The sequence below is a fragment of the Ochrobactrum teleogrylli genome, from assembly GCF_006376685.1.
In the GTDB taxonomy this organism is placed as follows: domain Bacteria; phylum Pseudomonadota; class Alphaproteobacteria; order Rhizobiales; family Rhizobiaceae; genus Brucella; species Brucella teleogrylli.
In genome coordinates this window covers 1-12,673 of sequence record NZ_VEWL01000019.1, presented here as the reverse complement: position 1 = coordinate 12,673, position 12,673 = coordinate 1, and the positions used below count along the sequence as shown (strand labels likewise).

Sequence of the window (12,673 nt, the reverse complement as noted above, 5' to 3'; positions counted from 1 at the left end):
GAAAAGGAGATCGACGGAATGGTTTTCGAACTCTGGATCATGTGCGGGATCATCCTGCTTTGTGTCATTCTATCCGCCTTTTTCTCCGGTTCCGAAACGGCGCTGACGGCTGCGTCCCGCGCGCGGATGCATTCGCTGGAAAACCAGGGCGACGAGCGTGCCGAGGTCGTGCAGCAATTGATCAGCCGGCGCGACCGGCTGATCGGCGCGCTGCTGATTGGCAATAATCTCGCAAATATCCTCGCATCCTCGATTGCCACCAGCATTTTCCTGACCTTCTTCGGTGACGCCGGTGTGGCCTATGCCACTATCGCCATGACGATCATTCTGGTGATCTTCGCGGAAGTGCTGCCAAAATCCTGGGCCATTTCCGCGCCCGACCGCTTTTCGCTGGCGGTGGCGCGCAGCGTATCCTTTGTGGTGACGGTCATCGGCCCGGTTTCATCGGTGGTGAACTGGATCGTGCGCGTCATCTTGCGGCTGTTCGGCATCAATCTGGCGGCAGGGCGTTCGATGCTCTCAGCGTCCGAGGAGATACGCGGCGCCGTCGCTGTGCTGCATCGTGACGGTTCGGTGATCAAGGAAGATCGCGACCAGTTGGGAGGTCTTCTCGATCTCAAGGAGCTGGAAGTCAGCGACATCATGGTGCATCGCACCGCGATGGGAACGATCAATGCCGACGCCCCCGCCGAGCAGATCGTCGGTGATATTCTGGCAAGCCCGCACACGCGCATGCCGGTCTGGCGCAACGATATCGACAATATTGTCGGCATCATTCACACCAAGGATCTGGTACGGGCGCTCTATGATGTCGATAATGATTTTACCCGCATCGACATCATGAAAGTGGCGAGCAAGCCGTGGTTCGTGCCGGATACCACGACCTTGCAGGATCAGCTGAATGCGTTTTTGCGCCGCAAGGCGCATATCGCCATCGTCGTGGACGAATATGGCGACGTGCAGGGTCTGGTGACGCTGGAAGATATTCTGGAGGAAATTGTCGGCGATATTGCCGATGAGCACGATATCGACATGCAGGGCGTGCGGCTGCAACCGGACGGTTCGGTCATTGTCGACGGATCACTGCCGATTCGCGATCTGAACCGCGCGCTCGACTGGTCGCTGCCCGACGAGGAAGCGACGACGATTGCAGGGCTGGTCATTCATGAAACCCAGTCAATCCCGGAAGTGAAACAGGCTTTCACCTTTCATGGCAAGCGGTTCTCCGTGTTGAAAAAGGAGAAGAACCGCCTGACTCGTCTGCGTATCGTGACGCTGGATGCCGATGGAAAGCCGGTCGTGGCCGTTGGCGTTCTGCCGCAGCGTACCTAAATAGGGGATCACCGGCGCGTCGGTTCGCCGGGGGCAGAAGGTTCAAGCGCCAGCGCATGAACACCGTTGTTCAGCTCGTCCTTGAGGACTTCGTTGATGGCGCGATGGCGCTGAACGCGACTCAGGCCCGTGAAGGCATCGGAGATGATCCGGACGCGAAAATGCGTCTCGCCGGAGCCGTCAAAAGCGGCATGGTGATCGCTGTCGTGATGATGATGGCCAGCGTGAAGGTGGCTTTCATTAATGATTTCAAGTCGTTCTGGCGCAAAAGCTGCCGTCAGCTTCGCTTCCATCACGTCTTGTTTGCTATTGTGAATGGACATTTGGGCTCGTTCTCCCCATATACACGCTGTGCTTCATATAGACTCAAGCCCCGACGGCCCAAGGTGGGGCAAATCCGCACAGGAACCAGATCCGCTTCAAAATTTCGCCCAGTTGAAATGGCCAAAAGCCCAACCGGACGAAATGTCAATTCTTGTTTAGCAACCCCTTAATCCGCATAATTGATTCGATGACCACGAACTCCAAACTTTTCGACAGTATCCGCATCCGCCCGAAAAAGACGCAGCAGGCCAAGTCCAGCGGCCCTTGCTGCCAGTGGGACGGTTGTGACAAGCCCGGCACGCATCGCGCGCCGGTCGGACGCATGCGCGAAGGGGAATATTTCCACTTCTGCATAGACCACGTGCGGGAATATAATAAGAATTTCAACTATTTCTCCGGTCTTGCCGATGGAGATATCGCCAAATTCCAGAAGGATGCGGTCACTGGCCATCGTCCAACCTGGTCCACGACGGCGAATTCCACGGCCAAGGCGCGCACTTCCCCCGACATGGCCAAGATGCGTTCCGGCTCGGCTTCCTATCACAATCGTATCCGCGATCCGTTCAATTTCGTGAAGGAAGCAAAAGGGCAGGAGCCGGGGGCAACAGCCAAGCGCAAGCCGCGCACGCTGGAAATCAAAGCGCTCGCTACACTCGGACTTGAACCGAATTCGACTAGCGATAAAATCAAGGCGCGCTATAAAGAGCTGGTAAAACAGCACCATCCCGATGCGAATGGTGGTGACCGCGGTTCTGAAGAGAGATTCCGCGATGTCATTCAGGCTTATCAATTGCTCAAGCAGGCAGGTTTTTGCTAGAGCATGATGGATTGGCCAGTCTTGAACTGGCCGGTTTTTGATTGATCAAGTCGAGCTGTGGCTCAAGCCGCATTTATGCGATGCCAGATGTTTTCATCTGGCTGCAAAATGCTTTGACGGACATTCTCCTGCCGTGCTGGAAGGCGCGGATTCAAGCATGGATGCCCGCAACGAACGACGGAAGGGGCATACCACCGGCTTGCCGGTCATCATGCCCCGGATGATACTTGGATGTCGCGGCCGGACAGTCCTGCCGCCCTGGAGGCATGATGAACAAGGTTGAGCGGGATATAGCCAATTTGCCGGATACGACGGTTTCGGTGCGCGATGTGTTCGGTATAGATTCCGACATGAAAGTACCGGCCTATGCGGCGGGCGACTCCTATGTGCCGGAGCGTGATCCGGATTATCTTTTCGACCGTCAGACGACGCTCGCGATCCTGGCCGGTTTTGCCTATAACCGCCGCGTGATGGTCTCCGGCTATCACGGCACGGGTAAATCGACCCATATCGAGCAGGTTGCGGCGCGCCTGAACTGGCCTTGCGTCCGCGTCAATCTCGACAGCCATGTCAGCCGTATCGATCTCGTCGGCAAGGACGCCATCGTCGTCAAGGACGGCGTGCAGGTCACCGAATTCAAGGATGGCATCCTGCCCTGGGCTTATCAGCACAATGTCGCGCTGGTCTTTGACGAATATGATGCCGGTCGCCCGGACGTAATGTTCGTGATCCAGCGCGTGCTGGAAACCTCCGGTCGCCTGACCTTGCTCGACCAGAGCCGCGTTATTCATCCGCACCCGGCTTTCCGCCTGTTCGCGACCGCCAACACGGTCGGTCTCGGCGATACGACCGGTCTTTATCACGGCACGCAGCAGATCAATCAGGCCCAGATGGACCGCTGGTCCATCGTGACGACGCTGAATTATCTGCCGCATGACAATGAAGTGGCAATCGTTCTGGCCAAGGCCAAGCATTTCCAGAATGCGGAAGGCCGCGAGATCGTCAACAAGATGGTTCGCGTCGCCGACATGACCCGTCAGGCTTTCATCAATGGCGATCTTTCAACCGTGATGAGCCCGCGTACCGTCATTACCTGGGCAGAAAACGCGGCGATCTTCGGCAATGATATCGGCTTTGCCTTCCGCCTGACCTTCCTCAACAAGTGCGATGAACTGGAACGCGCGACGGTGGCTGAGTTCTATCAGCGCGCCTTCGGTGCGGAACTGCCGGAATCGGCGGCCAATATCGTTCTGGCCTGATGCAGTCTCCCGAAGCGGAAACCGTTTTCGGGGCAGACAAGCATGAGCAAAATTGACGATGCCTGTCGCCGCCATGGCGGCAGGGCCTTGATTTGATGGGAAGCAGGATAGGCATATGTCAGGCCAGATGTCAGGAATGGGCGACAATTCGCGCGAGCGCAAGCCGGGGCCAGTGGACTCCGAGCCGTTCAAGCGCGCGATCACCGCTTGCATGCGCGCTATTTCCGGCGAGAACGAGCTGGAAGTGGCGTTCAGCAATGATCGCCCCGCTCTGACGGCCAACCGCGCCCGACTGCCCGATCTTCCGAAGCGCCCAACCGCGCACGACATTGCCGTGACCCGTGGCCTTGGCGACTCGATGGCGCTGCGTCAGGCGCGCCACAATCCCCGCATTCATGCGCAGCTCGCGCCGGAAGGCAAACAGGCCCGCGCCATTTATGATGCTGTCGAGCAGGCCCGTGTCGAGGCCATCGGCGCGCGTGCCATGGCAGGCGTTGCCGATAATCTGGCGACCATGCTGGCCGACAAATATGCCAAGGCGAATTTCTCCGCGGTTACGGACAAGGAAGACGCCCCGCTTGAAGAAGCGGTGTCGCTCTTGTTGCGCGAAAAGCTGACCGGACGGGCCGCACCTGCGGAAGCGGGCGACGTGCTGGAGCTGTGGCGCGACTGGATCGAGCAGAAGGCTGGCGGCGATCTGGCGCGTCTTGGTGAAAATCTCGACGATCAGCAGGCTTTTGCGCGCACGGTGCGCGATATGCTCGCTTCCATGGACATGGCTGAAGAGCTGTCGCAGGAAGAGCCGAGCGACGATCAGGAACAGAACGAAGAACAGACGCCGGATTCTGACGAGAACGAAGAAGGCGGCGATGAGAGCCAGGAAGGTTCCGATTCCGCTGAAAGCGAAGAGTCGGATAGTTCCAGCGAAGAAGGCGAGCAGGGCGAGATGGATGCCGCCGATGCATCCGCCGACGATATGGACGACAGCGAGGATATCGACGCGGAAACGCCGGGCGATACGCGCCGTCCCAATCAGCCTTTCGCCAATTTCGCCGAGCAGATCGACTACAAGGTTTTCACGCGCGAATTCGACGAAGAGGTCGAGGCGACCGATCTGTGCGATGAGGCAGAGCTGGACCGTCTGCGCGGGTTTCTCGACAAACAGCTGGCCAATCTGCAAGGTGTGGTGGGCCGTCTCGCCAATCGCCTCCAGCGCCGCCTGATGGCGCAGCAGAGCCGCTCCTGGGATTTCGATCTGGAAGAGGGCTATCTCGACTCGGCGCGCCTCGTGCGTATCGTGGTCGATCCGACCCAGCCGCTTTCCTACAAGATGGAGCGCGATACGGATTTCCGCGACACGGTGGTGACGCTGGTTCTGGACAATTCCGGCTCCATGCGCGGCCGTCCGATCACGGTTGCCGCCACCTGCGCCGATATTCTGGCCCGCACGCTGGAGCGTTGCGGCGTGAAGGTGGAAATTCTTGGTTTCACGACCAAGGCCTGGAAGGGCGGTCAGTCGCGCGAGGCCTGGCTGTCGCGTGGCAAGCCGGCCAATCCGGGTCGCCTCAACGATCTGCGCCACATCGTCTATAAGAGCGCTGACGCGCCATGGCGTCGCGCACGGCGCAATCTCGGCCTGATGATGCGCGAAGGGCTCCTCAAGGAGAATATCGACGGTGAAGCGCTGATATGGGCGCATCAGCGCCTGTTGGGTCGCCCCGAGCAGCGCAAGATCCTGATGATGATCTCGGATGGTGCGCCGGTGGATGATTCCACGCTGTCGGTCAATCCGGGCAATTATCTGGAACGGCATCTGCGCGCGGTGATCGAAGAGATCGAAACGCGTTCGCCGGTCGAGCTGATCGCCATCGGTATCGGCCACGACGTGACGCGCTATTACCGTCGCGCGGTGACGATTGTCGATGCGGAAGAGCTGGCAGGCGCAATGACCGAGCAGCTTGCATCCCTGTTCGAGGAGCAGGGCGCGGCATCCGCCGGAAAAGGCAAACGCCGGGCTGGCGGACGCTGACGATTTTTTGGCGCGGATAGCGTTGAAAGAAGCAGTTTTTTGCTCTTCAAGTATTTGGTTTGCGGCGCGCTTGTCCCAAAGGTGTTCACCTCCGGGATAAGTTCCCATGTCCGTTGCCGGAAGCTTGATCGTATTGTTCGAGCCCTTATCGCCCGTCACTCTGTCGTAAGCAGCTCTCTTGCTTCGGTAAGCGAGTTTTGAACTCGATTGCTTGAACCTTTCAGAATTTTTCTCAACAATAAGGCGGAGCCGTTCTTGTACAAGTGGCTTCAAAGATCTGTATTGTCCATGCCGCCCATTTGCGCCAACAATTATGGACTGACAAAATAACTTTCCTTTTTTTTGTTTGTTGATATAGTTAAATCAGGGCTATAAGGTTATATTTCACATTCTTATACATTTTATAGTCTTTTATGAAGTTAAAATTTTAATGAATGTTTTATTTGCATGTTTTAAAGGAGTAATATTATGAATATTCGTGCTACTTTATTCGCTGTAACGGCGCTGACATTCGCTACTGTTTCTCTCGCCGAGGCAAGAGATGTTAAACTGAGTGACCCCGAAATCGCCCATGTCGCTTATACAGCAGGAGTGATTGACGCGGCCGCCGGAAAACAAGCTCTCCAGAAATCGAAGAACAGAGCTGTGCGAGATTTCGCGAAAACCATGATTCGCGACCACGAGGCTGTTAACGTTCAGGCGCTCAACCTCGTGAAGAAACTCAATGTGACGCCCCAGGATAACGATATCAGCAAAGCTCTATCGAAAGCGGCTCAAAGCAAGCTAGCCCAGTTGAAAAAGCTTCGCGGGAAAGCATTTGATAAGGCCTATGTCCAGAACGAAGTCGATTACCATAAGCAGGTCAACGGCGCCTTGGAGACAACCCTGATCCCGAATGCGAGCAATGGCGAGTTGAAAGAGTTGCTCAAGACCGGTCTGAAACTGTTCAAAAGTCATCAGATGCATGCAGAGAAATTGAATGCTTCGCTGCGATAGGAGAGAAAAATGCAAGTTATGCGCAGTTTTCTCCTGCTCGGCGTTGTTCTCGCAAGCGTTTTCCCTGCTGAGGCCAAAACGATCCATGTTGTGATTGAAAACCTGGCTTTTAAGCCATCCAAGATCGAAGCCAAGGTCGGAGACATTCTCGAGTGGGATAACAGGGATGCAATATTGCACTCGGCGACGGTAAAAGGCGGCTTCGACATCAAATTGCCGCCCAAAAAGATAATCAGGCAGGAACTCAAAACCGTTCAGTCGGTCAAATACTACTGCCGGTTCCATCCCGACATGACAGGTAGCCTTGTCGTCAAACCGTAGCGTGTCGCCGTAGCATTTTGTCCCCGAGAGCGTGGACAAAGTCGATCAGCGTATCTCGAAAAGCCCGCGCCTTTCGGGATACGCCTTATTCTGCGGTCGCGCGACCGGCTGCATACAGAGCCGGGGCGAATATGGCGAGGATTGCGCCATAGGGAATCAGCATCAGCGTTCCCATGATGACCTTCACGAAGAAATCCCCGAAGGCGAGCGACGCCCAGAGCGGGACGCCCAGGCCGAGGAAGGAGGCCGGTTCCGTCAGTGACGAATCAGGCATGCCGGTCAGCCTGTCGATCCATGCAAAACCCGCCGCAAAAGCGATCGAGAAGAACAGGATCGTGTCCAGCACCGAGCCGAACATGGCGGCTGCGAAGGGTGCTTTCCACCAGGTCTTGCGGCGTAGGCGGTCGAAAACGGTGATGTCCATCAGCTGGGCCAGCAGAAAGGCGGTCCCTGATGCGATGGCGATGCGGGGCGTGGCCAGCCAGATCGACATGACGACGCCGAGCACAAAACCGGCATAGACAACCTTGCGCGCTGCGGCGGGGCCGAAGCGGCGATTCGTCAGATCATTGACCAGAAATGCGACCGGATAGGTAAAGGCGCCATAGGTTAGCACTTCGCCGAGGCCGAAATGCTGGAAAGGATACTGGACCAGAATATTCGACGCGGCAACCGCCACGCACATAGCCAGTACAGCCGGCAAAAGCCGGGATAATGCAGGATTCTCAATAGGCATTTTTTTATCCTGGGTGATGGAACCAGCAAAAAAGGCCGACAAACTGTCAGCCTTTTTTGTCAAATCTTCAAGACTGCGTCTTCTGTCCGAAGCATAATCCTTTTTAGAAAAGCCCACAAACCATGCGGGTTTTCAGGATTATTGCTTAGGCAGCAACAGCTTCAGCCTGCTTCTTAGCGATCTGGCGCTTCAGAAGACGAGCGCGCTGCGACAGTTCCTTGTCGTCAGACTTGACGAGGAAAGCGTCGAGGCCGCCGCGATGTTCGACCGAACGCAGGGCGTTGGCAGAAACGCGCAGACGATAGCTCTGGCCGAGTGCTTCAGAGATCAGCGTAACATTGCAGAGGTTCGGCAGAAAGCGGCGACGCGTCTTGTTGTTCGCGTGGCTGACATTGTTGCCGTACTGGACCGACTTGCCGGTCAATTCACAAGCGCGGGACATTTTGGTCTCACCTTCAATTTTGTTTCCGGCCCTTTTCGTTTTCTTCGAAAAGCGAAAAGGTCCCTCGTTCCGTTTCCTCGCAATCCTTGAGCAAACTGCTTCGCATTTTTGCTGGAATTGCTCAGGCCCCGACCAGAATGTCCGAATTCAAGCATTCAAAGCAATTTAATGCTGCTGGCGCGCGGTTTCGGACAGGCGGCCTATTGGGAAAGTCGCGTTTCTATAGTGACAGGAGCGCTTGCAGTCAAGTGAGATTCCGCCGCGATGCCGTCACAGCGCGGTTTTACGGCATTCGCATCGCCTTCACGAAACGCTGCGATCATAACTTCGCCGGTTTTGCTTGGCTTACACAGATACTGTATCGAAGAATCTCTCGCAACTTTTTGACAGCTCAATGTGGTTGAAAACCATAGGTCCTCTTTCCGGGCCGGGACGCAGAAAGGAACGCCGAATATGATCGAGCCGCCATTCTTATCGAAACCCGTAGCGAACCGGCTGAAAGAGCTTGTTCTCTTGTCATGTGCAGGTTTCGCGCTGACCACGGGAGTAGCACAGGCGAACGATCTCTACAGAACCGAATATGCGATTTCGATTTTCGGCCTTTCCATTGCACGCGCGGCAACCGAAACGACGGTCAGCGGCTCCAGATATGATCTGAACGGTAATTTCAAAACGTCCGGCCTTGCGCGCGTTTTCGATGATACCAAAGGTACGGTGACCGTGACCGGCAATGCGGTCAACGGGCGGGTTGTTCCGAGCGGTTTCGATCTCAATTACAAGCACGGGCGGAAGAACAAGCGCACGACGATACGTTTTGCCAATGGCAATGTGGTGGCTTCGGAAAACCAGCCGCCGGTGAAGAAGCGCGATCCATGGGTGGAGACTACGCCGCAGGATCTGCTCAATGTCAGTGATCCGCTGAGCGCCCTGATGATCCCCGCCACCGATCCGCGTTCAGTCTGCAATCGCACACTGAGCGTGTTTGACGGGCAGACGCGCGCCGACATCAAGCTTTCCTTCAACGGCACCGAATCGTTCACTGCTGACGGCTTTACGGGCGAGTCGGTGATCTGCTCGGCCAAGTTCATACCGATTTCCGGCTATCAGAAGGGCAAGAAGTCGATCGACTATCTGAGCAATAAAAGCCGGATCAGCGTGTCCTTCGCTTCGCTGGGCGATTCGGGCATTTATGCGCCGGTCGTCGCGCGGATAGGCACCCAGATCGGCACGCTGAAAATTACCGCCACGCGCTTCGAGAAGGTGAATTAGAACGCTGGGTGCGATCAGTGCGCGGGGTGCAGGCATTCGTCGTGATTGCCCAAAATTTCGATCACCCGGCATTGGTCGATGCGGCCATGGGCGGTGCATTCCAGCATGCGTTGCAGTTCCGTCTTCAGAGAAAGAAGCTTGGTGATGCGGTGTTCGATCTCAACAAGTCGGGCGCGGGCGATGGCATCGGCCATGGCGCATGACTGATCGGGATTATCCTGCAATTCGAGCAAAGTGCGGATCGAATCCACCTCGAAACCCAGATCACGCGCGTGGCGGATGAACAAAAGCCGCTGAACATCGCTCTTGTCATAGAGGCGGCGATTTCCCTCCGTGCGCGGCGGCACCGGCAGCAAACCAATCTGCTCATAATAGCGGATGGTCGGCACTTTGACGCCGCTGGCTTTGGAGGCCTCACCAATGGGAAGATTGTTTGTCATTTTTCTCTTGCTCCTCTAGTCACTAGAGGATGTAGACCCAGTTCAGGACAATTCAAGAGTGCTCTGAAAGGGCAGGTCATGAATAAGGCAATAAACCAGATTCGTTTTCGCGTGGACGGCATGGATTGCGCGTCCTGCGCGACCAAGATTGATACTGCTGTCCGCCGCGTGTCGGGCGTGGAGGACGTCTCCGTTTCGGTCACCGCAGGCACGATGACCGTGCTGCATGACGGCAGCAGCAAACCCGAAAATATAGAAAAGAAAGTGCGCAGCCTCGGCTATCGCACAGAACGGCTGGCCGCCGAAAAGCGTGCCGAAGCGCCCAAGCCTGATGCGCATGCGCACGACCATGACCACGGAAGCTGCGCTGATCACGACCATGATCATGACCACGGCGATGACCATTCGGGGCACACTCACAATCACGACCACGACCATGATCATGATCATTCTGGGCATGACCACGATCATGAGGATGAACCGGCAGCCATACCGGCATCGGCCAACAGCTTTCGTTTCCAGGTGTCGGGCATGGATTGTGCATCCTGCGCCGCGAAGATCGACACGGCGGTGCGCCGCGTTGCAGGCGTCAGCGATGTGTCGGTTTCCGTGACCAACGGAACCATGACTGTCAATCATGATGGCTCTGCAAACAGTGACGAGATTGCCGGAAAGGTGACGGGGCTTGGCTATAAAACCGCCCTCGCCACACCGCCATCCGCAGTGGCGCCCAAGGCCAGCGCACCGTCCAAGCCCCTGTCATGGTGGCGGACGGACAAGGGCCGCACGATGCTCATCAGCGGCGGCGGACTGGTGGTGGCCTATGCGATCGGTCATCTTTATCCGCCGATCTCGCTCTGGGCCTTTACAGCGGCGATGCTGATCGGTCTGGTGCCGATTGCCAGACGCGCTTACATGGCCGCGATCAATGGCACGCCGTTCTCAATCGAAATGCTGATGACGATTGCCGCCATTGGCGCGGTGTTCATCGGCGCGACGGAGGAAGCGGCGGCAGTCGTGTTCCTGTTCCTCGTCGGCGAATTGCTGGAAGGTGTTGCGGCGGGCAAGGCCCGTGCCAGCATCCAGTCACTGACCGCCCTTGTGCCGAAGACGGCCTTTCTGGAACGCAATGGCGCGACCACGGAAGTTGCTGCCGACAGTCTTGCCGTGGGCGATGTCATTTCCGTGCGTCCGGGCGACCGTATGCCAGCAGATGGTGAAATCCTGTCCGGTGAAAGCGCTATCGATGAAGCGCCAGTCACCGGCGAAAGCACGCCGGTCGGCAAGACCGCAGGCGACACTGTCTTTGCCGGAACGATCAATGGCGATGGTCTGCTGCGTGTGAAGGTGACGGCTGCCGCACAGGACAACACCATCGCGCGCGTCGTGCGGCTGGTGGAGGAAGCGCAGGAGGCCAAGGCTCCGACCGAGCGTTTCATCAATCGCTTCTCGACCTGGTACACGCCCGGCGTGGTGGTCGTTGCCGCACTCGTGGCCATTCTCCCGCCGCTGGTCGCGGGGGGCGCATGGGACGAGTGGATCTATAAGGGCCTTGCGATCCTGCTGATCGGCTGCCCTTGCGCGCTGGTCATTTCCACGCCGGCTGCAATCGCTGCGGCCCTGTCGTCGGGCGCCCGGCGTGGCCTTCTCATGAAGGGCGGCGCCGTGCTTGAAACCATCGGCAAGATCACGACCGCCTGTTTCGACAAGACCGGCACGCTGACCGAGGGCAAGCCGAAGGTTACGGATGTGCTTGCCGGTGCTCTGCCGGAGGATGAGGTGCTGCGCCTTGCTGCATCGCTCGATGCGGGTTCAAGCCATCCGCTGGCGCTGGCCATCGTGTCGGCGGCGGAAGAGCGCGGGCTGAAGCTTTCTGCGGTCGCGAAAGGCAAAGCCCATGGTGGCAAGGGCGTGTCCGGTACTGCGGACGGCACCGAACTGTTCCTCGGGTCTCGCAAGGCGGCAAACGATGTGTCGGCTATCCCCGAGGCACTGGCTACCCGGATCGCTGCCTGCAACGATGAAGGCAAGACGGTTTCGGTGCTGGTCGCTGGTGGCAGGATTGCCGGTGCAATCGCTATGCGTGACGAACCGCGCGCAGACGCCGTTGCCGGGCTCAAGGCACTGAAAGATGCCGGTATCCGCACGGTGATGCTGACGGGCGATAACCGCCGCACGGCAGAAGCTATCGGGCGCGATCTCGGTATTGAAGTGCGCGCCGAACTGCTGCCCGAGGACAAGCAGCGCATTGTCGGCGAATTGCGGGGTGAGGGGCAGATCGTCGCCAAGGTCGGTGATGGTATCAACGATGCGCCAGCCCTTGCTGCCGCGGATGTCGGCATCGCCATGGGTGGGGGTACGGACGTGGCGCTTGAAACCGCGGACGCCGCCGTGCTGCATGGCCGGGTCGGCGATGTGGTGGCGATGGTCGATCTGTCGAAGCGCACCATGCGCAATATTCATCAGAATATCGCCATTTCGCTTGGGCTGAAGGCCGTCTTCCTCGTGACGACCGTGCTGGGCATTACCGGGCTGTGGCCCGCCATTCTGGCCGATACCGGCGCGACCGTGCTGGTGACGATGAATGCGCTGCGGCTGTTGAGGCAAAAAGCCTGACGGCCTCACCGGCCCCCTCATCCTTGTACGTTGTCGATAGTGTAAAATAGGTGACGTGACGGAGGCGCGTGTCATCCTTGGGACTTGACCCC

12 protein-coding genes are annotated in these 12,673 nt (G+C 57.5%); 8 read left to right on the top strand and 4 right to left on the bottom strand.

Annotation, left to right across the window (positions count from 1 at the left end; genetic code table 11):
- Positions 1 to 18: 18 nt before the first annotated feature.
- Complete coding sequence (locus tag FIC94_RS20560) at positions 19 to 1,332, top strand: HlyC/CorC family transporter (protein ID WP_109369988.1); 1,314 nt, start codon at positions 19 to 21, stop codon at positions 1,330 to 1,332.
- Positions 1,333 to 1,340: 8 nt separating this feature from the next.
- Here FIC94_RS20560 and FIC94_RS20555 read toward each other — a convergent pair whose 3' ends face one another.
- Positions 1,341 to 1,655 (bottom strand): BolA family protein, encoded by a 315-nt coding sequence (locus FIC94_RS20555; RefSeq protein ID WP_140026236.1) that lies wholly within the window; start codon positions 1,653 to 1,655, stop codon positions 1,341 to 1,343.
- Between the two features lie 188 nt (positions 1,656 to 1,843).
- Here FIC94_RS20555 and FIC94_RS20545 point away from each other — a divergent pair, with 188 nt between their 5' ends.
- From FIC94_RS20545 to FIC94_RS20525, 5 genes are all read left to right on the top strand, one after another.
- On the top strand, positions 1,844 to 2,473 hold the full coding sequence (locus tag FIC94_RS20545; protein WP_109369986.1) for a J domain-containing protein: 630 nt from the start codon (positions 1,844 to 1,846) through the stop codon (positions 2,471 to 2,473).
- 269 nt (positions 2,474 to 2,742) lie between these two features.
- The gene (cobS, locus tag FIC94_RS20540; protein ID WP_109369985.1) at positions 2,743 to 3,732 is read left to right on the top strand and encodes a cobaltochelatase subunit CobS; all 990 of its coding nucleotides are present in this window, start codon (positions 2,743 to 2,745) and stop codon (positions 3,730 to 3,732) included.
- 115 nt (positions 3,733 to 3,847) lie between these two features.
- Entirely contained in the window at positions 3,848 to 5,761 is a 1,914-nt protein-coding gene (gene cobT / locus FIC94_RS20535) for a cobaltochelatase subunit CobT (RefSeq protein ID WP_140026235.1), read from the top strand.
- Positions 5,762 to 6,229: 468 nt separating this feature from the next.
- Positions 6,230 to 6,757 carry a DUF4142 domain-containing protein gene (locus FIC94_RS20530; RefSeq protein WP_140026234.1) on the top strand — a complete coding sequence of 176 codons (528 nt, stop codon included), beginning with the start codon at positions 6,230 to 6,232 and terminating at the stop codon, positions 6,755 to 6,757.
- 9 nt (positions 6,758 to 6,766) lie between these two features.
- Positions 6,767 to 7,078: a cupredoxin domain-containing protein gene (locus tag FIC94_RS20525; RefSeq protein ID WP_140026233.1), complete on the top strand. Its 312-nt coding sequence runs from the start codon at positions 6,767 to 6,769 to the stop codon at positions 7,076 to 7,078.
- 85 nt (positions 7,079 to 7,163) lie between these two features.
- Here the strand turns inward: FIC94_RS20525 and FIC94_RS20520 are convergent, their stop codons facing one another.
- Both FIC94_RS20520 and rpmB read right to left on the bottom strand, forming a co-directional pair.
- Complete coding sequence (locus FIC94_RS20520) at positions 7,164 to 7,814, bottom strand: queuosine precursor transporter (protein ID WP_109370332.1); 651 nt, start codon at positions 7,812 to 7,814, stop codon at positions 7,164 to 7,166.
- Positions 7,815 to 7,959: 145 nt separating this feature from the next.
- On the bottom strand, positions 7,960 to 8,256 hold the full coding sequence (gene rpmB, locus FIC94_RS20515) for a 50S ribosomal protein L28 (protein ID WP_078337585.1): 297 nt from the start codon (positions 8,254 to 8,256) through the stop codon (positions 7,960 to 7,962).
- Positions 8,257 to 8,709: 453 nt separating this feature from the next.
- On the opposite strand from rpmB, the gene FIC94_RS20510 reads away from it, so the two are divergent.
- Complete coding sequence (locus FIC94_RS20510; protein ID WP_109369983.1) at positions 8,710 to 9,525, top strand: DUF3108 domain-containing protein; 816 nt, start codon at positions 8,710 to 8,712, stop codon at positions 9,523 to 9,525.
- Positions 9,526 to 9,539: 14 nt separating this feature from the next.
- Here the strand turns inward: FIC94_RS20510 and FIC94_RS20505 are convergent, their stop codons facing one another.
- Positions 9,540 to 9,965: a MerR family transcriptional regulator gene (locus FIC94_RS20505; protein WP_109369982.1), complete on the bottom strand. Its 426-nt coding sequence runs from the start codon at positions 9,963 to 9,965 to the stop codon at positions 9,540 to 9,542.
- A 78-nt stretch (positions 9,966 to 10,043) separates the two neighbouring features.
- Here FIC94_RS20505 and FIC94_RS20500 point away from each other — a divergent pair, with 78 nt between their 5' ends.
- Positions 10,044 to 12,581 (top strand): heavy metal translocating P-type ATPase, encoded by a 2,538-nt coding sequence (locus tag FIC94_RS20500; RefSeq protein ID WP_140026232.1) that lies wholly within the window; start codon positions 10,044 to 10,046, stop codon positions 12,579 to 12,581.
- The last annotated feature ends 92 nt before the right edge of the window (positions 12,582 to 12,673 follow it).